Here is a 23,524-nt window from a genome sequence, read left to right on the forward strand (position 1 = left end):
TTATTAACCTCGTTTCCATCGAACACCTTGGCGTGTATCTTCTAAAATAATATTCATTTCTTTCAATTGATCACGTATCTCATCAGCACGTTTAAAATCACGATCTTTACGTGCTTGTTGTCTTTCTTCAATCAGAGCATCAATTTCATCATCTACTAATTCCTCTTTCACCTCGAGCTCAAGGCCTAATACATGTGAAAGTTCAGATAGCGTATCAATAAAAGCAGATAATACTTCTTTATTAGTATTTTCTTGATTCAAGTACTTATTCGCTTCAGTTGATAAGCTGAATAAGGCAGCAATAGCATTAGCAGTATTGAAATCATCGTCCATAGCTGTTTCAAAATCCAGGCGTTGCTTTTTGATTTCATCCAAGTACGATGTATCGGCATCTTCTAGGTTCGCAGATACTTGCAACCGGTGTTTTAAATTCGTATAAGAAGTGCGTATACGTTCTAAGCCAGCAGCTGCTGCTTCCACTAAATCTTGAGCAAAGTTAATTGGATGACGATAGTGTACCGATAGCATAAAGAATCTTAAAACTTGTGGATCAATTTGCTGAATAATATCATGCACTAAGATAAAATTCCCTAGTGATTTTGACATTTTTTCGTTGTCAATATTGATATAGCCATTGTGCATCCAATATCTCGCGAATGTTTTGCCACTGTATGCTTCAGATTGGGCAATTTCATTTTCATGGTGTGGGAAGGTTAGATCCTGACCACCTGCATGGATGTCGATTGTATCACCAAAATGATTGTGCACCATTACTGAGCATTCAATATGCCATCCTGGACGTCCTTTGCCCCATGGACTTTCCCATGAGATCTCTCCCGGCTTCGCTGCTTTCCATAAAGCAAAATCCAAAGCATCTTCTTTTTTCTCACCCGCTTCAATGCGAGCGCCTACTTTTAAATCATCTACTGACTGGTGTGATAATTTGCCGTACCCTTCGAACTTACGAGTTCTGTAATAAACATCTCCCTGTGATTCATAGGCATAGCCTTTATCAACCAACACCTTAATAAAATCGATAATTTCATCCATATGTTCAGTTACACGTGGATGTGCATCCGCCTTTTGGCAGCCCAATGCAGTGATATCCTCAAAATAAGCGTTTATGAAACGTTCTGTTAGCTCAGGCACTTCTTCCCCTAATTCGTTGGCTGCTTTGATAATTTTATCGTCCACATCAGTAAAGTTAGAAACATATGTCACATCATATCCGCGATATGTTAAATAACGGCGCACTGTATCGTATACGATGACAGGACGTGAATTTCCGATGTGAATATAGTTATAAACGGTTGGACCGCATACATACATCTTAACCTTTCCTTCTTCAAGAGGGACAAATAATTCTTTTTCTCTTGTTAACGTGTTAAAAATTTGGATTCCCATAAAATACTATCTCTCCTTTTTGTTTTCTTCTTGTTCTAAAGCGGTTATTTTTTCTTCTATTTTCATTAATCGTTCTTCTACTGGATCTGGTATGTTTTGATGATCTAATTTTTGTTTATGGTTGACACGGACGCCATCCTGGATGACTACTTTGCCTGGAATCCCTACAACAGTGGCATTTGGTGGAACCTCTTTTAATACAACGGATCCTGCCCCGATTTTACTATTCTCTCCAATTGTAATCGAACCTAATACCTTTGCTCCTGTGGCCACTAGTACGTTGTCATGAAGTGTTGGGTGCCGTTTACCTTTTTCTTTCCCTGTACCACCCAATGTCACGCCTTGATAGATCGTCACATCATTGCCAATCTCGCAGGTTTCACCAATGACTACCCCCATACCATGGTCGATGAAGAAACGCCGGCCAATTTTTGCCCCTGGGTGAATTTCAATCCCTGTAAAGAAACGGCTAATCTGAGAAATCGCTCTTGCTAAAAAATAAAATTTGCGTTTATAAAAAGCGTGGGCAATACGGTGAGACCATATAGCATGCAAGCCTGCATAGGTTAATACCACTTCCATTGTGCTTCGCGCTGCCGGGTCATTATCAAAAATCGTTTGAATGTCTTCTTTCATATTCTTAAACATGTAAATCCTCCCCCACAAATATCTAAGACATTTGGATTCAACAAAAAAGACGCCCCTGTCTAATGAAAGACAGAGACGCCTACTATGCGCGGTTCCACTCTGATTGGAAGCATACTCGCTTCCCGCTTGAACATCTTTTAACGGAGATTACCGGCTAAGTCTACTCTAGTGACTATTTCAACTTAACGCTCAGAGGTGCATTTCCGTAATTCATTGGCTCAGACCATTTTCAGCCGGTGATGGTCCTCTCTTATAGAGCATGAATTGCGTACTTCTCCTCTTCATCGCTTTTATATCATTTGTTAGCTTCATTTTACAATGTAGCGAAAAAAAATCAATCAAAATAAAAACCAATTAAAAATGATAAACCTATTTGATCCATTCTGCCCTACGACAGCATATGAATAAAAGTATTACTAAATGAATGCTTCGATCCGTTTAACAACAGTTTCTTTGCCCAGTAATGAAAGTGCATCATTTAGTTCTGGTCCATGCATTTCACCTGTAGTAGCTACACGAATTGGCATGAAAAGATTTTTGCCTTTATGGCCTGTTTCTTTCTGCACTGTTTTGATTGCTTTCTTAATGTCTGCAGGCTCAAATGATTCCAACTGTTGTAATTGTTCTTTGAACGCAGCCATTACTTCTGGTACTTGCTCTCCTGCAAGAACTTCTTTTTCTTCATCAGTATATGCAAGTTCCTCTGTGAAGAACATACGAGATAAATCAACAATTTCTGCTCCAAAGCTCATTTGCTCATGGTATAAACCAATCAACTTATTAGCCCACTCTTGTTGTTCCTCGGATAAGTTTTCAGGAAGAAGTCCTTCTTTTTGTAAGAATGGAAGGGTTAAAGCAACTACTTCTTCGCTATTCAACTTCTTCATGTATTGGTTATTCATCCATTTTAGTTTTTGTTTATCGAACATGGATGGTGATTTAGATAGACGTTTTTCATCGAACTTTTCGATAAGCTCTTCTTTTGTGAAGATCTCTTCTTCACCCTCTGGAGACCACCCTAAAAGAGCAAAGAAATTGAACATCGCTTCTGGCAGGTAGCCAAGATCTCTATATTGTTTCACAAACTGGATAATGGATTCATCACGCTTAGAAAGTTTTTTATGGTTTTCATTTACGATCAGCGTCATATGACCATAGTGAGGTGGTTCAAAACCAAATGCATTAAATATCATTAATTGCTTTGGTGTATTTGATAAATGCTCTTCCCCTCTAAATACATGTGTAATATCCATCATATGATCATCAAGAACTACTGCATAATTATATGTTGGGATGCCATTTGCTTTTACGATAACCCAATCGCCGATATCTTTTGATTCAAAAGAAATTTCTCCGCGAACTAAATCATCGAATTTATATACAACGTTTTCCGGCACTTTAAAACGGATTGTATAAGGTTCGCCCGCTTCTTCTTTTGCAGCTACTTCCTCTTTTGATAGATGTCTGCATTTTCCGTTATACATAGGAGCCGCAACGCCGCGCTCTTGCTGAGCTTCACGGTCTGCTTCTAATTCTTCTGAAGTACAGAAGCATTTATAAGCCATGCCCATATCAATTAGCTTATTTGCGTATTCTGTATAAATTTCTAAACGTTCCATTTGACGATATGGCGCATATGGACCACCAATATCAATTGATTCGTCGTACTCAATACCAAGCCATTTTAGGTTGTCTAATTGAGATGCTTCGCCACCCTCGATATTGCGGGCCACATCCGTATCTTCAATGCGGACAATAAAGTCTCCGTCGTGGTGTTTTGCATACAAAAAGTTAAATAAAGCTGTACGTGCGCCGCCAATATGTAAATGTCCAGTAGGGCTCGGTGCATAACGTACTCGAACTTTGTTAGTCATGTCTAAATCCTCCTATTAATCGTTCAAAAATTCAACTTTACCCATTTTACCACTGCTAGTATGAAAATTAAAGGAAGTCACTTTTTTATAAGCAAAATAGTTGCCATACTGGCAATTCCTTCTTCACGCCCTGTAAAGCCTAATTTTTCTGTTGTTGTAGCTTTGACATTTACTTGAGAAGGCTCTGCATGCAAAAGTTCCGCAATTCGATTTCTCATTTGCTCAATATAAGGCGCAAGTTTTGGCCGTTGCGCCATAATAGTGCAATCAACATTTCCTAAAGTATAACCCTTCGATTCTACAATCTCCCAAATGTATGAAAGCAATTTTGCAGAATCTGCATCCTTGAATGCTGGGTCAGTATCGGGGAAATGATGACCGATATCGCCTTCCCCAATCGCTCCTAATGCCGCATCCGTTACGGTATGCAATAATACATCCGCATCAGAGTGACCGATTAAGCCTTTACTATGAGGGATTGTAATACCGCCAATAATTAATGGGCGTCCTTCTTCAAATGCATGTACGTCAAAACCTTGTCCTATTCTAAACATGTTATCCTCCTATACGTTGACTTAAAATAGCTTCGCCAAATATTAAGTCCTCTTTAGTAGTTATTTTAACGTTTTCATAGCTACTTTCAACTATATATACAGATTGTCCTAAACGTTCAACGAGCATCGCTTCATCTGTTCCTAAAAAATTGTCTACTTCTGCTTGCTGTTCTGCCTGTTTTAAAAGTGTGAAATCGAAAGCTTGCGGTGTTTGAATCATCCATAAACTTGAACGATCAACAGTTCCTTTAATCTTTCCGTTCTCTACTACTTTCATTGTATCTTTTGCTCTTACGCCTGCAATGGCAGCACCTTTTTTCTCGGCCACTTCTACTAATTCATGGATAATAGGAGTGGTGATAAATGGTCTTGCCGCATCATGTACCAAAACAATCTGGCCTTCCTCTATCTGCTTCACGCAGGCTACAACACTATGTTGTCTTTCTTCCCCGCCATTCGGCATGGCCTTCACTTTTGTAATATGGTATTTTTCTAAAAGTGTTTGAATATAGAGTCTTTCATCAGGCTTTACTGCTAACCAAATTCCTCTGCATGCTTCATCCTGTTGGAAAACCTCTAGCGTATGGATCAAAATGGGCTTATTTCGCAGCTCCAAAAATAATTTGTTTTGTCCAGCAGCCATCCTTTTTCCGCTTCCAGCCGCTGGTAATATTACATCATACTGCATCACATTCACTCTTTCTTAATAGAAAAGGACAAGGTAAATTACCCTGCCTCTCTACATTTTATTACGAAAAGTGCCTAGCCTGCACTTTTGCCATTGTTTTTTGGCTTAGCAAAAATCATACGCCCTGCTGATGTTTGCAGCACGCTTGTCACGGTAACAACAATTGCTTGGCCGATATATGATTTTCCTTCTTCAACCACAATCATTGTCCCGTCATCTAAATATGCAACACCTTGATTATGCTCTTTACCGTCTTTAATCACCAGCACATTCATTTCTTCCCCAGGAATGACCACTGGTTTGACTGCATTTGCTAAATCATTAATATTTAACACTTTCACATTATGAAGATCGCACACTTTATTTAAATTAAAGTCATTCGTTAGTATCTGGCCGCCCATTTTTTTCGCCAAACGGACTAATTTTAAATCAACCTCTTGCACATCCTCAAAGTCCACCTCAGTGATTAAAACTTGTGTAGCTCTTTCATCTTGCAATTTTTTCAAGATATCAAGCCCACGACGCCCTCTCGTCCTTTTCAATGTGTCAGATGAGTCTGCTATATGTTGAAGCTCAGTTAATACGAATTGAGGTACAACGAATGTTCCCTCGATAAAGCCTGTTTCTGAGATATCAGCAATCCGGCCATCAATGATGACACTAGTATCTAAAAGCTTATACTTTGCATCGTCGAGTTCTACATCTTCTCCCATTGCCTTTTTCTTTGAAGCATTCGTTGATTGAGCTTTCCCTGCTGTAAATACATGAATCAGCTCATCTCTCTTTTTAAAACCGACCTGGAATCCGAGATAGCCGAGAACAATGGACAATAGGACAGATAAGATAGGCACAATCGTAGTGATTAAAGGAATTTTGATGTTATCAATAGAAAAGCCAATTAGGTAAGCAAGTATCAACCCAATAATTAAACCTAATGTCCCGAACAACAAATCTCCTACCGGTGCTTTTAATAATTTATCTTCCATCCACCGAATAAATTTTACAAAGTAATCTGAAACCCAAAATGAGAAAGCAAATAACAAGATGGCTCCTACAGCCACTGATGTATACGGATTATTCAACCACGGGTTATCTGATAGATGAATGATTTGGTATAATAGCGGTAAGACAAATAAACCCACAGTCCCTCCAATAAAAAGAAACGCAATTTGGATTATTCCCTTTAACATTCAGGCACCTCCTTTTTTTATTTTAATTATACATAGTTTACCTTTGATGCGTCTTGTGAAACCTCTTTCTTACACCCTATGACAAAGATGGACTAATCTTGACACAGAACATGAAAAAGCATTCATTTAGCAAGTGCAACGAGGTGAAGCGGAATAGCTGCGAAGGTTTTCTAACATGATGTGAAACTCTTAATATGCTGTTATTCAGGAGCTCACTTCTCAGCTAATTAACCTTTATAGTGCCTTCTATTCCGACTCCTTATAATTCCCCCGATAAATATATAAATAACCATGCATTACACAAAAAACATCTTATGCCTTATCAAAACTTAATTTTAGTGCTTGATTAACTGTATCTACCCCGACTACTTCAATGGTATCTGGATACTCAAAGCCACCCAAGTTGGATGCTGGGACAATCGCGCGTTTGAACCCTAGTTTGGCTGCTTCCTGGATTCTTTGTTCAATCCGTGACACTCTTCGCACTTCACCTGTTAATCCTACTTCTCCGATATAACAATCCATTGGTTTAGCAGCTGTATCTCTAAAGCTTGAAACAATGCTTACAAGAACCGCTAAATCAATAGCAGGCTCATCTAGCTTTACCCCGCCTGCTACCTTTATATAAGCATCTTGTGCCTGTAAAAGCATGCCCATCCTTTTTTCTAATACTGCCATCAATAAGGATATTCGGTTTTGGTCTACACCTGTTGCCATTCGCTTTGGATAATTAAAACTTGAAGGCGTCACGAGAGCTTGTACTTCGACTAAGATAGGGCGAGTCCCTTCCATAGAGGCCACAACAGTGGAGCCCGGGGCACCCTGTGAACGTTCTTGCAGAAACAATTCTGAAGGGTTTAATACTTCCTTCAAACCATTTTGGAGCATTTCAAAAATAGCAATTTCATTAGTAGAACCAAATCTATTTTTTTGGCTCCGTAGAATGCGATAAGTGTGGTGGCGTTCTCCTTCAAAGTAAAGGACCGAATCCACCATATGTTCAAGTATCCTTGGCCCTGCGATTTGGCCTTCCTTCGTCACATGTCCAACTAAGAAAATTGCAATGTTCTTCGTTTTCGCGATACGCATAAATTCAGCAGTACATTCTCTAACCTGTGAGACACTTCCCGGTGCGCTTGTTACATTCGGGTGGTACACTGTTTGAATGGAGTCCACAATAACAAACTTGGGGTTCACTTCTTCAATCGTTTGATTTAGAAATTCAAGATTCGTTTCTGAATAAATGTAAAGCTCTTCGGATTTTACGCCTAGTCTTTCAGCTCTTAGCTTCGTTTGGCGAATAGATTCTTCTCCGGAAATATAGAGGACACGATGCCCTTTATTCGAAAGAATCGCTGAAACTTGCAGCAAAAGCGTGGATTTCCCAATCCCCGGATCCCCGCCAATTAGGACAAGTGAGCCTGGGACAATTCCACCTCCTAGGACGCGATTCAATTCATTTAGTTCCGTTTCGATCCTTGGTGCATCTTCTGTTTCAACTGCAATTAATGGCGTAGCTTTTTGCGTTACAGACGAGGAATGCTGAAAAGCCCCTCTTGGCCCCTTGGATACTACTTCTACTTCTTCCACCATTGTATTCCAATCACCGCAACCAGGACATCTACCTAGCCATTTTGGCGATTCATATCCACATGCATTACAAAAAAACTTTGTCTTCTTTTTGGCCATTTTATATCTCCTGCCATTTTTAGTCTTACTCTTATTATAAAACAAGGCGTCCCAAATTTCGCATTTGGAACGCCTCACTGTTGCGTATTATTTTTCAATACGTTGACATAAAGTTCACTATTTTGTTGCTAATTCTTTGACATTCACGACAAATTCTCCATCTTTCACATCAAATTCAACGCGTTGTCCAGTTAAGACAGTGCCTTTTAAGATTTCTTCTGATAGGCGGTCTTCTATATTTTTTTGGATAGCTCTGCGCAATGGGCGGGCACCGTATTGCGGATCGTATCCTTCTTCTGCAATTTTGTCGATTGCTTCCGTTGTAAGATCGAGCGTAATATCTTGTTCATGCAGGCGTTTTGTTAATTGTTTTACCATTAGGTTTACAATTTTGCGCAAATCTTCTTTTTCTAATGAGTGGAAGACAATCATTTCGTCGATACGGTTTAAGAACTCTGGACGGAATGCTTTTTTCAATTCTTCCATCATGACACTTTTTGCATTTTCTTGGCTTTGTGATGCACTTTGAGCACCAAAACCAAGTGATTTGCGGTATTTTAATGCCTCTGCACCTACATTGGATGTCATAATAACCACCGTATTACGGAAGTCCACTACACGGCCTTTGGAATCCGTTAAACGGCCATCGTCCAACACTTGTAATAAGATATTGAAAACATCCGGGTGAGCTTTCTCAATTTCATCAAGCAAAATAACAGAATATGGTTTGCGGCGTACTTTCTCTGTCAGCTGACCACCTTCCTCAAAACCGACATATCCTGGAGGCGATCCAACAAGTCGAGAAGTCGAATGTTTTTCCATGTATTCGGACATATCCACACGGATCATGGCATCTTCATCACCGAACATTACTTCAGCTAAAGCCCGGGCAAGTTCTGTTTTACCAACACCTGTTGGGCCTAAGAAAATAAAGGAACCGATTGGACGTTTTGGATCTTTTAATCCTGCACGAGCACGGCGAATCGCTCTTGAAATAGCTTCAACTGCTTCGCTTTGGCCTACTACTCGTTTATGCAACTCATCCTCTAAGTTCAACAGCTTCTCTGATTCAGCTTGCGCCAGTTTAGAGACCGGGACACCCGTCCACATGGACACAACTTCCGCAATATCATTCACCGTTACCTTAGATTCTGATTTACCTTGCGCTTCTTTCCATTCTTTTTTCGTGCTGTTCAATTTATCTTTAAGCTTTTGTTCAGAATCACGTAAGGACGCAGCTTTTTCAAATTCTTGAGATTGGACTGCAGCCATTTTTTCAGAATGAAGTGAGTCTAGCTCTTGTTCTAATTCTTTTAAATCTGGTGGTGTTGTAAATGAACGCAACCTAACTTTAGATCCTGCTTCATCGATTAAGTCAATTGCTTTGTCAGGCAAGAAACGGTCTGAAATGTAACGGTCTGACATTTTAGCAGCCGCTTCAATAGCTTCATCTGTAATTTTGACACGGTGATGAGCTTCATAACGGTCGCGCAGCCCATTAATAATTTGAATAGCTTCCTCTACTGATGGTTCATCGACTTGTATTGGTTGGAAGCGACGTTCAAGTGCTGCATCTTTTTCAATGTACTTGCGGTATTCATCTAATGTTGTAGCACCAATACATTGTAATTCTCCTCGAGCAAGTGATGGTTTCAAGATATTTGAAGCATCAATTGCTCCTTCTGCTCCACCAGCACCGATCAATGTGTGCAACTCATCGATAAATAGGATCACGTTTCCTGCTTGGCGAATTTCATCCATTACCTTTTTCAAACGGTCTTCAAATTCACCACGATATTTTGTACCTGCTACGACTGTTCCCATATCAAGCGTCATAACACGTTTATCGCGCAATGTTTCAGGCACTTCATTGTTCACGATTTGTTGTGCAAGACCTTCTGCAATAGCTGTTTTACCGACACCTGGCTCCCCGATTAATACAGGGTTGTTTTTAGTACGGCGAGACAGCACTTCAATTACGCGTGTAATTTCTTTGCTGCGTCCAATCACAGGATCCAAGCTGCCTTCTCGTGCTATTTGAGTAAGGTCTCTTGCTAAGCCATCGAGCGTAGGTGTATTAGCTGTCGGCGCACTATTATTGCTTGCTTGTGGATGATCATTACTTCCAAGCAGTTGTAGTACTTGCTGACGGGCTTTGTTTAGACTGACACCCGCATTATTTAACACACGAGCTGCTACACCTTCGCCTTCTCGAATTAACGCAAGCAATAAATGTTCTGTACCAATGTATGAATGGCCCAGTTTGCGAGATTCATCGACTGATAATTCAATGACCTTTTTAGCACGTGGTGTATAGTGTACAATTGGGCCTACATTTTTAGTGCCGACACCAACCAATTCTTCAATACCTTCTTCAATCATTTCTGTACTCACGTTGATTGCTTCAAGCGCTTTTGCCGCTATGCCGCCTCCTTCACGTATGAGGCCAAGCAAAATATGTTCTGTGCCAATGGCTTCGTGTTTCATACGAATTGCCTCTTCCTGTGCTAATTGCAGAACTTTTTGAGCGCGCTGTGTAAATCGATTGTACATCATGAAGATCCTCTCCTTTTTACTGTTATATTATTTAACCGTCGTATTGTTTAATTTTTCTCGAATAATTGTTGCTCGAAATACATCTCTTTCGTTCGCCTGGAGCGTTGTACCAGCAAGCTGCTGCAAGAAACCAGGCTGCATAATCAACATACATTCATTCAAAACTCTATCCGGATATGTTGGAATTAATCCCAAATCTATACCCAACCGGACATTTGATAAACAATTAGCCGCTTCTTCACTAGATAAAATCCTTGCATATTTCAACACACCTAATGATCGATTTAAACGATCTGAAACAGCAATGGATGCGTGTTCTAGCAAAGCTCTACGGGCACCGATTTCTTTTTGAATAATTTGCTCGGCTACACTTTGTAGATCCAAAATAATATCTTCTTCTGGCTTGCCAAGGGTGATTTGGTTAGAAATTTGATAATAATTCCCGAGAGCTTCGGTACCTTCTCCGTATATTCCTCTTACAACCATCCCTAAACGAGCCATTGTATTCATCAGCGTTCCCATTTGGTTAGTCGCAGTGAGAGCAGGTAAATGCATCATCACTGATGCTCGAAGTCCTGTACCTGTGTTTGTTGGACAGCTTGTAAGGTAGCCAAATGAATCATCGAAAGCATATGATAGCTTTCTTTCTAAAAGCCGGTCCACTTCATCAGCCAACTGATAAGCTTTATCCAATTGCAGGCCTGGTTGTAAGCTTTGTATGCGGATATGGTCTTCTTCATTTACCATGATGCTAATTGTTTCATCATCCGACACTAAGATAGAGCCTGTTTTTGTTTTATTTGCTAATTGCGGGCTAATCAAATGCTTCTCTACCAAAACCTGACGCTTAAGAGAGGGCATATCATGGAGTGAGAAATAAGAGAATGGCATATCAAATTTCTGATCTCCATCAATCAATGCATTCGATACCATTTTGTCAATTTGCAATGCTTCATCTTCTGAGAATGCCCGAGGAAACCGAAATCCATTGATATTTCTTGCCAAGCGAATTCTTGTACTCATGACAATATCGCCGAATGTACTATCCCCTCTCATCCATATAGGAGGTTTACTTTGCAGAAAGTGGTCAATGTTCATCTCTTTTCTCACCTCCTCCATTCAATTTGTTTTCAAGCAATTTAACCTCATCACGAATTTCCGCGGCGTCTTCAAAACGTTCCTCTTCCACTGCTGTTTTCATATCTTGTCGCAGCGCTTCAATTTGGCGTTTTGTCTGATAGCTCTCATTAATGGATCCAGGAACCTTGCCTATATGTTCTGTAGCGCCATTATGAAGCCGTTTTAATACCTGTGGCAAAAAATCTTTAAACGTCTCATAACATGTTGGACAATTGAATTTCCCTTCTTCGAGAAATTGTCTATATGTCATGCCGCATTGTGGACAGCTTTCATTTTGCACTTTACTTTGTGGCTTCTTGATAGGCACATCCTGTACTGACCAGCTTGGCGTACCGAATAAATTTGAAAATAGTTTTTGCATGGCATTGGAACTATCACCAGGTTCAAGATTCACGTGAAAGTGATCTAGCTGCTTATTGCATACATCACAAAAGTGCCTTGTTATCTTATTGCCGTTTTTCATCTGTGTGACTGTAATTGTAGCAGGCCGCTGTTTACAATTTTCACATATCATCTTTAACACCTCTTTGCATTTGCTGGTCGTATTTCACCGCTAGTAACATCGCCCTCATAATGCGCGCTCGTAGTTCATCGCGTAAAGGTAAATGGAGGGACAATACTGAACGGTCTAGTGCCGCTATCATCATCCTTGCTTCTCTTTGCGTTATTACATCTTCATCAATTAACCGAAAAATAAAGTCCTGTGCAGACGACTGTGTGATAGAATCACCAATTTGATGCATAATCTCTTCAATCAACTCGGTCCCTGAGCTTGCTCTAACACGTAAAATCCGTATATAGCCACCCCCGCCTCGCTTACTTTCAACGATATACCCTCGCTCGGCTGTAAACCTTGTATTGATGACATAATTGATTTGGGAAGGTACACATTGAAATTTGTCTGCAATTTCACTTCGTTTGATTTCAATATGACCTTTACCACCTAATTCAATAATCTCTTTTAAATACCCTTCAATAATGTCTGAGATATTCCGCATTTTTATTCCACCTCACTCGCTTCACTGACTTTGACTAACTTTGACTTTATTATATGTGCCATCAAAAAATGATGCAAATATTTTGCTTAACCTGGAAAATCGTTATTCATTCTCCTAATATACACAAAAAACATACTGCTATATGCAGTATGTTCATAAGTTTTTGGATTAAATCCACTTTCTAACAATAGGATATTCCCAATGGCTTCCCTGAAGTGCTTTGACGATACCGATAATCGGGATAATAACGCCCATGATACCGACAATAACAATTAGAGGAATGCCAATAATCGCAAGGAATATCGTTAAGGTAAGGATGCCTCCAACTGTAACGAGCAGCCACATAACGAATTGGAACAGCAGCGCTTGGATTGATAAACGTTTTATTTCTTCATCTCTAATAAACACAAAAATAAGAATCGGGACTAAACATGGGGCAAAAAAGGCGCTCGCATGCAAAATAACTTTTAACCCTTTATTCTCCATCTTGTTATTCACTCACTTTCAATATCTATTTTTACTTAACTTAATTTACGTATTACATTAAATATAGTTTCACTTTTTTATACCTCCCTTATATGAGGAATTTCTCCTTTCTGGCATTGTTTACATATTTGTGAGAGGATAAATATACGAATATTGTTGAAATGAGGGTTTGAGATGATTCGGACGCTTGGTATCACTAATGATCAACAACTCTTAGCTGATTTTTCGCTCGAAGAGATTAAAACCGGCAAGTTTATATGGTATTGGGTCGATTTTGAATCGCCTACCACAGAAGAAAATAGATTACTTAGCAGCTTTTTTCATTTTCACCCCTTAGCCATCGAGGATTGTTTAATGAGACTACAACGGCCTAAACTGGATTATTACGAGGGGTACCATTTTCTTGTTGCTCATAAAATAAATAAAGAAACATTTGAAGGGGAAGAGGTCAATTTATTTGTAGCTCCAGACTTTATTGTCACCTATCATCACTCACCTGCCCCCGAGTTTGCCATCGTGAGAGAACGAATTGAAGAAATGCCAGCTTCCTGGGAGCGCGGATCCCTGTATATTGCCTATCAAGTACTTGATAAAATTGTTGATGGTTACTTTCCGTTAGTATATGACATCGAAGATCATTTAAATGAAATAGATGATGAAATCGGTTTTAAGAGTACGACAAAATCAATGAAATATGTATTTGATCTAAGGAGCGATTTGCTTCATATTCGTCGCATCGTTTTGCCAATGCGCGATTTACTTTATCGAATTTTAAATTCCTATCGCTTCCGCTTGAATGACCAGGAACGGGCTTACTTTATGGATATACACGACCATTTGATTAAGCTGACAGAAATGGTGGAATCGAATCGGGAACTGACAGCAGACATGCGAGATAGCCATATGTCGATAAACTCGAGCCGGATGAATGGCATTATGATGATTTTGACTATTATTTCTTCCATATTCATACCGCTGACATTTATTGCGGGTGTCTATGGAATGAATTTTAAAAATATGCCTGAGCTCAATTGGCATTATGGTTACTTTATTATCTTATTCATTATGTTTGGCATTGCCTTTTCGATGGCCATCTGGTTTAAGTTAAAGGGATGGTTTGACTATAGACCGTAAAAACGAAAATAGAATAGCTGCAAAGTTCTCTATACTTTGCAAGCTATTCCATTTAAAGTTGGTTTCTATTAATCTCATTAATATGGGAATTATTTAGGAGTATCTTTTAAACCAAAAAGGACAAAAGACAGGAGATAAGTGACGATGGTGGCACCGATTGTAATATAGATTCTGTGGCTCATTGGCACTTCTGTATAGTTAGCATTTAGAAGCATTAACGATGAGACCGCTACTACCATGGCTAGTGGCAGTGCATATTTCATTCCTCTTTTTGTATCCATGCTGCGTACATCCTATTCTTGTGATTTTTTCTTTATTGTAGCATGTTCTATCTAGTCCGAATAGATACAGAAACGATAATAGGCGGTTGCTGTTATAAGTTACAGCAACCGCCTATTTGTATAGTATACCGATTATTATAAGGTAAAGAACTTGCTTGGCATTTCGCGCTTTTCTTTACGAATCTTCCGGCGTATCGAACCTGATTCGAATAATTTCTTTTCTTGCTCTGTTTCTGGGTAAACGGGTGCTACTTCCTGAGGTGCACCATTGGTATCTACTGCTACCATAGTAACGAAAGATTCTGTCGTTAGTTTTTTTACACCTGTGTCGATATTAGTAGAATGCACCACGATATATAACTCCATCGATGTGCGTCCAGTAGAACTAACAATCGCCTCTAGTTCTAGGACTTCTCCTGAACGAACTGGCGAATAAAAGTCCACTGAGTCGAAAGATGCTGTTACTGTTTGCATTTTTGCATGCTTCATGGACGTAATCGCTGCGATCTCATCAATATACGCCAACACCTTCCCACCAAAAATCGTGCTCATATGGTTGGTATCGGGCGGTAAAACCAATCTTGTTTGTATTGTTCTTGAACTGCCCATTGGCACTGCTTCTAGCATCGTATACACTCCTCACGTATCTTTTAACACATAATTTTAAAGGGAAGCCCTTGTTCAACAAGTCTTTTCTCTGTACTAGATCGGCTTCTCCAAACATACTACAGTTTAGTCTTAATCGTAATAAACTTCAAATCAGTCATTTCGTTCACTGCATATTTAATGCCTTCGCGTCCATATCCACTATTCTTCACTCCACCATATGGCATGTTATCTATACGGAATGTTGGTACATCATTAATGATGACTGCACCGGCTTCTAATTCCTCTGCTGCTCTCATGGCATCTTCTAAATTATTTGTAAAGATCCCTGCATTTAAACCTAAATCTGATTGGTTTACTAAATTAATCGCTTCATCGAATGTGTCATATGGAACAATGGAAACAATCGGAGCAAATGTTTCCTGGCATGCTACCTTCATATCAGGCTGAACATTAGCCATGACAGTTGGTGTTAAGGTACGCTCTGTGAAAGTTCCGCCTGTAGCAACGGTTGCACCTTGCTCTTTCGCCTCTTCAATCCATTGCATAATGCGTGTAACTTCTTTTGGATTAATCATAGCACTTACATCTGTTTTTTCGTCCAAAGGATTGCCTACTACCAATTTTTCCGTAGCTGCAACAAAGGCATTTAAAAATTGGTCATAAATTGATTGATGGACATAAATACGCTGTAGTGAAATACATACTTGTCCTGCGTAACCAAATGCGCCACTTACACAGCGATCTATAACTTTATCGATTGGCACACTTGGTTCTACAATCAATCCTGCATTAGAACCCAATTCAAGCGTTACCTTTCGCAATCCTACTTTTTCTTTAATCTTCAATCCAACAGAACTGCTGCCTGTAAACGTAACCTTTTTGACGAGCGGATGTGTAACAAGCGTATCGCTTAACTCGCTTCCACTTCCAGTAACGATTTGAAGCATCCCATCAGGTAAACCTGCATCTTTAAAGATTCCAGCCATTACAAGGCTGCTTAAAGGTGTTTGTCCAGCAGGCTTTAAAACAACTGCGTTACCCACAGCAAATGCAGGGCCTAATTTATGTGCTACTAAGTTAAAAGGAAAATTAAATGGCGTAATGGCTGATATAACACCTAAAGGTACGCGTTTTGTCCAACCAATCCGATCTTTTCCACCCGGCGCAGCATCCATCGGAAGCGTTTCACCACTTAATCCTTTAGCTGCCTCGGCTGCAAATTGGTACGTTGTAATGGTACGATCAATTTCAGTAAGGGCAGCTGTGATAGGCTTTCCTGCTTCTCTCGCTGCTATTTCAGCTAGATCTTGCTTGCGCTCTTTCATTAACTCTGCCACTCGATATAAAATTTCAGCTCTTTCATATGCTGTTGATGATTTAAATTGAAGAAAGGCTTGATGTGCACCTTCAATGCTTCGTTCTACATCATTCACGGTGGCTTTCGCTATATTTGAAATATGCTCTCCATTATAAGGAGCGGTTAATTCATAGCTTTCAGCTGTGCTAACCCACTCTCCATTAATCCATAATTTTGTTTCCTTCACAGATGACACCTCCGTTAAAGTTATACCCCTCTTATTCCATACTAACATGATTACTTTTTCATATCCTAAATAGATGCCTAGCATTTCCCAAACAGAAAAAACTCCAGCTATCTTAGCCTGGAGTTTTGTGCTGATATTAAATTGTACACTTTTCTCGTTAATCCTATTCATAAACTCTTGATTCAATCACGAAATGTTCTTTTTCAATACTATCCAGTGAAAACGAAGCGCCTCTGCCAGGCTTCACATCTAAGATCAGTTGGGTATGCTTCATATACTCATAGTGGCTTTTGTGTATATAAAATGGCACATCGCCAACTATACCAAGAAGTAGATCCTGTTCACCTACTCGAAAATCCTCTTCTTTATAGCACATAGGTGCAGAGCCATCACAGCACCCACTAGATTGAAAAATTAAAATCGGACCATGCAACGATTTCATATAATCGATAAACTCAAGAGCTTTATCTGTCGCTTGTATACATTCTGCCATCTAGGATCCACGACTATTCTAGAAGAAACCTTGTGGCTTACGATTATAGCTGACAAGTAAATTCTTCGTTTGTTGATAATGTTCTAACATCATTGCGTGGTTTTCACGACCAATGCCTGATTGCTTATAACCGCCAAACGCTGCGCCCGCTGGATATTGGTGATACGTATTTGTCCATACACGACCAGCTTCAATAGCGCGTCCTGCACGATAAGCGATATCACCTGAACGGGACCATACACCTGCACCTAAACCATATACGGTGTCATTTGCAATTTCGATGGCTTCATCAAAGTCTTTAAACGAAGTGACGCCAAGGACTGGGCCAAATATTTCCTCCTGGAAAATACGCATTTTATTATGGCCTTTGAATACAGTTGGTTTTATATAATAACCATCCTCAAAACCATCTATCTGATTGTGCTCACCACCGATTAAGCACTCTGCGCCTTCCTCTTTGCCTAATTTTAAGTATGATAGAATTTTTTGCTGTTGCTCGTTTGATGCCTGTGCCCCCATCATTACTTCTGTATCAAGCGGATTGCCAATCTTAATTGATTCAATTCTCGCCATAGCTCGTTCAATGAATTGATCATAAATAGATTCTTGCACTAATGCACGGGAAGGGCATGTACAAACCTCTCCAGAGTTGAAAGCAAACATTACAAAACCTTCAATTGCTTTATCTAAAAAATCATCATCATGTTCCATAACATCTTCAAAGAAGATATTTGGCGATTTACCACCAAGTTCAAGGGTAACAGGAATAATGTTTTCGGTTGCATATTGCATTACTTGGCGACCTACCGCAGTAGAACCCGTGAAAGCAATTTTAGCAATGCGAGGGTTTGTAGCAAGTGGTTTGCCTACTTCTACGCCATAACCGTTAACTACATTCACCACACCAGCAGGAAGTAGATCTTGAATTAATTCCATTAGCACCATAATAGATGCAGGCGTTTGTTCTGCTGGTTTTAATACAACACAGTTACCCGCAGCAAGCGCAGGAGCCAATTTCCAGACAGCCATTAATATTGGGAAGTTCCAAGGAATGATTTGACCAACGACGCCAAGTGGTTCTTGGAAATGATAGGCTACAGTATCATTGTCTAGTTGAGTCGTACGGCCTTCTTGTGCACGAATAGCACTGGCGAAATAACGGAAATGGTCTGCAGCCAGCGGAATATCCGCATTCAATGTTTCACGGACAGCTTTACCGTTATCCCAAGTTTCTGCTACAGCCAATAGCTCTATATTATCTTCAATTCTATCAGCAATTTTATTTAAAATACGGGCACGTTCAGCAGTAGAAGTCTTGCCCCATTCGCTTTTTGCACTATGCGCTGCATCTAAAGCTAGTTCAATATCATCTGCAGTGGAACGAGCTACTTTTGTGAATACTTGTCCATCCACTGGTGATATATTGTCGAAGTATTGGCCTTTAACAGGCTCTACCCATTCGCCCCCGATAAAGTTATCATATTGATCTTTAAATTGAACGACAGCACCTTCAGCATTTGGTTTTGCATAAATCATGTCCGATCTCCCCCTTATGTTTGAGCGAATACTACTATCCTATTAAATAGATAGCGTTTTCATATATTATGATGACTGAAACTATCTTAATATTCAAGTTTTTCAAACTATATTTGTAAAATATTCTCGATTAAGATAGAGCCAACATTTCATATATATGGTCTAGATATAAAAATATACATATAAAAAGAAGACAAATACAACACGTGTATATGTCTTCTTGATCAGTTACTTCGATGGCCTAGTAACGGTTGAGAACTCACTGTATATTTTGTGGCCTTTGACCGTTTGATATGCCCTAATTTTATAATCTAAATTTTTACCGTTCTTTATGTTTTTACTAGCAGCACTCACTTTAGAACCTTTGATTGCCATCAGTTTTTTATAGTTTGATCCTTTGCGTGGTGCTTTATAAATTTCGTAGCCAAGAGCTCCGCTTACAGGCTTCCATGAGAAAAGAAGCTTGTCCTTCGATACTTCCTTGGCCTTCAGATTTGTAGGCTTTGCCAATATAGGACTTCCTGATTTTATGTCTGTGTAAGAACTATACAATTTTGTATTTTCCACATTCTTGTAAGCACGCATTTTATAGAAATACGTATTCCCCAGAGAAACTTTTTTATCTATATATGTTGTTACTTTACTGTTTGTTAGGGTAGCTATTTTCTCATATTTGCCTGATTTCTCTTCAGCACGATAAATGATATAGCCATCTGCATCTGTCGTTCCCTTCCAACTTACATTAAGTTGATTATAGGTTTTGCCAGATACAGAAAGCTTAGCAGGTTTTTGAGGATTCTTTATAAACTTCGCATACACTACTGTCTTAGTTTTCAACATCGTATCAAAATCAAATTCATGTTTATATGATTTATCCGTATACCATCCTGCAAAAGTATAGCCTGCTTTTTTAGGTAATTTTAATGCTTCATCATCTCGAATCGTTTGTTGAGATAAAACAGTGCCATTCGCATCTTTAATAGATACTGCGTAATCTTTTAATCCATCGCCCGTTTCAACCGTTTTGAAAGTCCAGATTGGAGAGCGGACTTTTCCTTGGTAATCATCTGTTACATCTGCATACCAGTAGTATTGTGTATTGTTCTCGAGTTCCTTCCATACTACTTTAGCAGCTTCATTGTTTTTTACATTTTGAGTTACGCCAATTTTAGTATTCGTATAGACATTTACATTAAACGAATCAGTTGCTACAACTTTCTCTTTTGGCGTTAAATCTGTTTCAATAACAAATTCATCTTTACCTGGATATTCATCTGTATTATAAAAATTATATTTATTTAAATACGGAGAATAGGTTTTCACATAAATTTTATTCTCAATAGGATTCACTTGCAGAATGCGCATGAACCCTTGTCCGCCTTCAGGGCCACTGGAATAATCAGTTAGCATTTGATAAACTTTACGATCCGGGGTGCCATCACCATTGTCATCAATTTCATCTACTTTTGTTTCACTGCCAAAAAAATGGCCCGACAAGACAAGAATGACATTCGGATTTTTTTCTACTACTTTTTCAAAGAGAGTATTTCCCAGGAAACTTCTATCTCCTGACGGCTGAAGATACTCATGGAAATTGAGTATAGCTTTACGATCTGGATATTTCTGTAGTATTTTATTCATCCACTCTATACTCTCTTCATCAATTCCCCAACCCATATAAAGCATAAGGAAGTCATTACCTTGTTCGCTGATTAAATCATAATGGCCACGGTTATTTTCATATGACTCACCGTAATAATCTTTGTTGATAAACCGTTTCTCACCAAAATATTTATAGAATGTATTGTAGTTAAAATCAATATGGTTAACATCATGGTTGCCTGCTAACACGCCATACGGAACATTTGCATCATCCAATGTTTTCATTGCTGCATCGGCATTGACCCATTGATTTTTCGTTGATTGCTTATCAATTATGTCTCCTGTGTGGAATACATATTTAATCTTCATTCCATCTTGCTGATTCACAATCCACTTTGTCATTTCTTTATAAATTTGCGGATAGCTTTTCGCATAATATTGGGTATCCGTCATCCAAACAAAGGAATAATTAAATTGATTAGTCTGGGCTATTTCATCTTGAACTAATACTTGCACTTTATGGTCACGGGCAAATGCAGTTCCTTTAATGACAGCATTCAGCTTAAAGTTTTTATTATCGTTGGCAATTTTCCATTCTTGCACCTGCCATTTTTGTTTGTCAAAATTCCACACATAGAGTGATACTCTTCGACCAATAACAGATTTACCCTCCCAGTTTATTTCAACCTCGTCTTTTGTAAGGTCCACTTTGTTATCCAAAGATACTTCAAAGCGGTGGTACGGATATTTGTCCGTTCCTGTTGTCGTTACGTATTTTTTGTCTGAGGTAGCTATCGAATCCACATCTTCTATAGGCTGTTCCCCATTTGATACGAGATCCTTCGGTGGTTCATTATCTGTCTTATTTTCATATGCTCTTATATGTGAAGCTTGATTCGCAGTATATTGATACGCTTTTTTAAATGAAACATGTAAATCGTCTCCTGTTGGGTCACCAACAGTAACCTTCAACTTTGGTGCTACTGGAACATCGATAGATTTTTCATAGGGTATCATTAACTGAGGCAGATATGGCTGTTCTTCCACTACATTAAACGTTGTGGTTTTCACTGAGCGATTTCCAGCTTGGTCGGTTGCTTCAATCCGTAAAGTATGGCTGCCTGGTGTTAACGCTGCTGAAGAAGTATTAAACGGCAAAGCAATCTCATTGTCATCTAGCTTTGCCACTACGTTTTGCACACCTGCATAGTCATCCTTTAATTCAGCGTTAATGGTGAATTTACCTTTATATAGCTTATTTTTTTGGATAGAAGGAACAATCACTGGAGCCGTATTATCAACAAAGACAGTGGATTTCACTGTTTTCTTCCCGCTCTTTGCCATAATGGTATGTGTTCCCTCTTTTGCACTCTTTGTATTCCATTTAAAGGAGCTTGCTGAAAACTGTTCGTCCGGTACAGCAAAGCTTATTTTTAGAATGGGCTTTAACCCTTTGCTATCGCCAACTTTCCATTCTTTTTCCGGATCTGCATATTTAGGATCATAAAGAACTGTTCCGTCACTTAATATTAACCGCATATTTTTGACAACAAAGTCATCACGGTTTTCTTTTGAATTTTCATCAAAAGGCGATACCTTTGTTCCCGACCGAATCGCAAAAGCTCGCTTCTTCCCTTTTGTAAAGTACTTGGGATCCACGGGAACAATAAGCGTTTTATAAGAGGTGATTTTATCATGAAATATTTGCAGAACATCGTTACCAATCGTCACACCATTTTCAAAATAACGATCAATCTTATTGACATCCATGACTAGGTACGCCTTGCTTTCCAGAGCTTCCGTTGTTTTTCCTGTTACATTCTCTTGGTCAATCAACAATGAAGTGTTTGAATTTTTTTCTGTATTAAAGGCTTTTACCAATACACTTTTTGAAAGGATGGTGTCATCTTGGATATTGATTGATAATCCTTGAGGTACTCTTTCCTGCATTACCTCTACTCTTTTCTTCTCGCTCTCTATGGTATTTGTTCCATCAGATACGCTTAAGTAATACTCTACATATTCCTTTCCAATCAGGTCTGTAGAGGGAATTGTATATTTATAGAGGCTACTGCCGCTCTTTTTAGTAAGGTCAATGGCTTTAAATGACTCTTCATCATTGGTCTTGTAGTACAAGCGAGCTGTTTTAATTGAAATATTATCATATAGGTTAAAAGAGAATAACAAATCATTTTGTTCGACGTTCACCTCAGGTGTAGAAACGTCTTGGATTTCTGGCTTTTGTTCATCTTGTGGAATAACCACCTTTTCAGATGGTATTTGCTCTGACGTAACAGAGCCAGGCGTGGCATCATAGGTTCTACTACTATACTTTTTCAACATGTTGTCATTTGGTGTTTCTGAATATGTATAGAGTATTCCCTTGTCTGCTACAGCATCTATTACGCCGGGTACTTCATTATAGTAGGCAATAGCCATATCTTCCCCTGTGTTTGTTGCAAGTGCAAGACCCTGAACACCATTAACTTCCAAAGGTTTCGTAGCAGTTACCTTGACGATTGTTTCATTTTCAATAAGATTCACATTGTAATAACGGTTAAAGTCTGCCACAGTTTTCGTATTATCTTGTACGATCCAGTAGACAATTGAACCTCCTGTTGGGATTGTGATGTCCTCAGTTTCAGGAGTCAAAACGTCATCTTCCTTTTTCGAATTTTCAAGATAGCGGTAGCGGAGCTTATAATCTTTTAAGGAAATATTCTTATCGGCATTATTGTAAATCTCCACAAATTGATAAGCATTTGTTCCATCCGATTCAGCATTTTTAGGAACTACCTCTGTCATTAACAATGAAGGTGCATTAATTATTGAAGTGTCATTTTCAGCTGCATGGGCTGTCGTTACATGTAAGTTTGCTATACTTGCTGAAAGAAAAAGTATGGAGGCAAGGAACATAGCTAACTTCTTTTTCATCATTTTGTCTAACCCCTTTGTAATTTTTGGATATAAAAAATAATTTTCCCATAACTATTATAACAATACACCCATATTTATCTACTAGTATCAGGAAAAAGATGAGTCTTTTTAACAATAAAAATTAAAAAAACCGCACAATCTACATTAATAGATTGCGCAGC

The 23,524-nt window shown here is 39.0% G+C and carries 19 protein-coding genes and 1 other annotated feature; of the genes, 1 reads left to right on the forward strand and 18 read right to left on the reverse strand.

Going from position 1 to position 23,524, the window contains the following annotated elements; genetic code table 11:
- Positions 1 to 3 precede the first annotated feature (3 nt).
- From cysS to AC6CHJ_RS13825, 12 genes are all read right to left on the reverse strand, one after another.
- Positions 4 to 1,404 (reverse strand): cysteine--tRNA ligase, encoded by a 1,401-nt coding sequence (cysS, locus tag AC6CHJ_RS13770; protein WP_147197424.1) that lies wholly within the window; start codon positions 1,402 to 1,404, stop codon positions 4 to 6.
- Positions 1,405 to 1,410: 6 nt separating this feature from the next.
- Complete coding sequence (gene cysE / locus AC6CHJ_RS13775; protein ID WP_147197426.1) at positions 1,411 to 2,052, reverse strand: serine O-acetyltransferase; 642 nt, start codon at positions 2,050 to 2,052, stop codon at positions 1,411 to 1,413.
- A gap of 68 nt (positions 2,053 to 2,120) precedes the next feature.
- Positions 2,121 to 2,346, reverse strand: a binding site (T-box leader).
- Between the two features lie 122 nt (positions 2,347 to 2,468).
- Positions 2,469 to 3,926, reverse strand: coding sequence for a glutamate--tRNA ligase (gltX, locus tag AC6CHJ_RS13780; protein ID WP_147197428.1), 1,458 nt, complete (start codon positions 3,924 to 3,926; stop codon positions 2,469 to 2,471).
- A 77-nt stretch (positions 3,927 to 4,003) separates the two neighbouring features.
- Complete coding sequence (gene ispF / locus AC6CHJ_RS13785; RefSeq protein WP_066790974.1) at positions 4,004 to 4,480, reverse strand: 2-C-methyl-D-erythritol 2,4-cyclodiphosphate synthase; 477 nt, start codon at positions 4,478 to 4,480, stop codon at positions 4,004 to 4,006.
- Between the two features lies 1 nt (position 4,481).
- Positions 4,482 to 5,168 (reverse strand): 2-C-methyl-D-erythritol 4-phosphate cytidylyltransferase, encoded by a 687-nt coding sequence (gene ispD / locus AC6CHJ_RS13790; RefSeq protein WP_498289011.1) that lies wholly within the window; start codon positions 5,166 to 5,168, stop codon positions 4,482 to 4,484.
- Positions 5,169 to 5,242: 74 nt separating this feature from the next.
- Positions 5,243 to 6,358 (reverse strand): PIN/TRAM domain-containing protein, encoded by a 1,116-nt coding sequence (locus AC6CHJ_RS13795; protein WP_147197432.1) that lies wholly within the window; start codon positions 6,356 to 6,358, stop codon positions 5,243 to 5,245.
- Positions 6,359 to 6,670: 312 nt separating this feature from the next.
- Positions 6,671 to 8,047, reverse strand: a complete 1,377-nt coding sequence (radA, locus tag AC6CHJ_RS13800) for a DNA repair protein RadA (protein WP_498289013.1) — start codon at positions 8,045 to 8,047, stop codon at positions 6,671 to 6,673.
- Positions 8,048 to 8,164: 117 nt separating this feature from the next.
- Positions 8,165 to 10,603 (reverse strand): ATP-dependent Clp protease ATP-binding subunit, encoded by a 2,439-nt coding sequence (locus tag AC6CHJ_RS13805; protein ID WP_147197436.1) that lies wholly within the window; start codon positions 10,601 to 10,603, stop codon positions 8,165 to 8,167.
- Positions 10,604 to 10,630: 27 nt separating this feature from the next.
- Positions 10,631 to 11,701: a protein-arginine kinase McsB gene (mcsB, locus tag AC6CHJ_RS13810; RefSeq protein ID WP_147197438.1), complete on the reverse strand. Its 1,071-nt coding sequence runs from the start codon at positions 11,699 to 11,701 to the stop codon at positions 10,631 to 10,633.
- Positions 11,691 to 12,257, reverse strand: coding sequence for a UvrB/UvrC motif-containing protein (locus tag AC6CHJ_RS13815; protein ID WP_066790986.1), 567 nt, complete (start codon positions 12,255 to 12,257; stop codon positions 11,691 to 11,693). Before AC6CHJ_RS13815 ends, mcsB begins: the two co-directional genes overlap by 11 nt.
- Entirely contained in the window at positions 12,247 to 12,741 is a 495-nt protein-coding gene (locus tag AC6CHJ_RS13820) for a CtsR family transcriptional regulator (RefSeq protein WP_066790988.1), read from the reverse strand. Before AC6CHJ_RS13820 ends, AC6CHJ_RS13815 begins: the two co-directional genes overlap by 11 nt.
- Before the next feature lie 168 nt (positions 12,742 to 12,909).
- Complete coding sequence (locus AC6CHJ_RS13825; protein ID WP_249775055.1) at positions 12,910 to 13,227, reverse strand: magnetosome magnetite crystal formation protein family; 318 nt, start codon at positions 13,225 to 13,227, stop codon at positions 12,910 to 12,912.
- A gap of 174 nt (positions 13,228 to 13,401) precedes the next feature.
- On the opposite strand from AC6CHJ_RS13825, the gene corA reads away from it, so the two are divergent.
- On the forward strand, positions 13,402 to 14,361 hold the full coding sequence (gene corA / locus AC6CHJ_RS13830) for a magnesium/cobalt transporter CorA (RefSeq protein WP_066790992.1): 960 nt from the start codon (positions 13,402 to 13,404) through the stop codon (positions 14,359 to 14,361).
- Between the two features lie 89 nt (positions 14,362 to 14,450).
- Here corA and AC6CHJ_RS13835 read toward each other — a convergent pair whose 3' ends face one another.
- The 6 genes from AC6CHJ_RS13835 to AC6CHJ_RS13860 all read right to left on the reverse strand — a co-directional run bounded on the left by AC6CHJ_RS13835 (position 14,451) and on the right by AC6CHJ_RS13860 (position 23,363).
- Positions 14,451 to 14,642, reverse strand: a complete 192-nt coding sequence (locus tag AC6CHJ_RS13835; protein ID WP_066790995.1) for a hypothetical protein — start codon at positions 14,640 to 14,642, stop codon at positions 14,451 to 14,453.
- Between the two features lie 135 nt (positions 14,643 to 14,777).
- Entirely contained in the window at positions 14,778 to 15,269 is a 492-nt protein-coding gene (locus AC6CHJ_RS13840) for an acyl-CoA thioesterase (RefSeq protein WP_249775056.1), read from the reverse strand.
- A gap of 98 nt (positions 15,270 to 15,367) precedes the next feature.
- Positions 15,368 to 16,795 (reverse strand): aldehyde dehydrogenase family protein, encoded by a 1,428-nt coding sequence (locus AC6CHJ_RS13845; RefSeq protein WP_498289016.1) that lies wholly within the window; start codon positions 16,793 to 16,795, stop codon positions 15,368 to 15,370.
- 163 nt (positions 16,796 to 16,958) lie between these two features.
- Complete coding sequence (locus AC6CHJ_RS13850) at positions 16,959 to 17,288, reverse strand: DUF779 domain-containing protein (RefSeq protein WP_392997157.1); 330 nt, start codon at positions 17,286 to 17,288, stop codon at positions 16,959 to 16,961.
- 18 nt (positions 17,289 to 17,306) lie between these two features.
- Positions 17,307 to 18,824 (reverse strand): acetaldehyde dehydrogenase ExaC, encoded by a 1,518-nt coding sequence (exaC, locus tag AC6CHJ_RS13855; RefSeq protein ID WP_498289018.1) that lies wholly within the window; start codon positions 18,822 to 18,824, stop codon positions 17,307 to 17,309.
- Positions 18,825 to 19,052: 228 nt separating this feature from the next.
- Positions 19,053 to 23,363 carry a metallophosphoesterase gene (locus AC6CHJ_RS13860; protein WP_498289019.1) on the reverse strand — a complete coding sequence of 1,437 codons (4,311 nt, stop codon included), beginning with the start codon at positions 23,361 to 23,363 and terminating at the stop codon, positions 19,053 to 19,055.
- Positions 23,364 to 23,524 lie beyond the last annotated feature (161 nt).

This window comes from Rummeliibacillus sp. GQ308 (assembly GCF_059759115.1).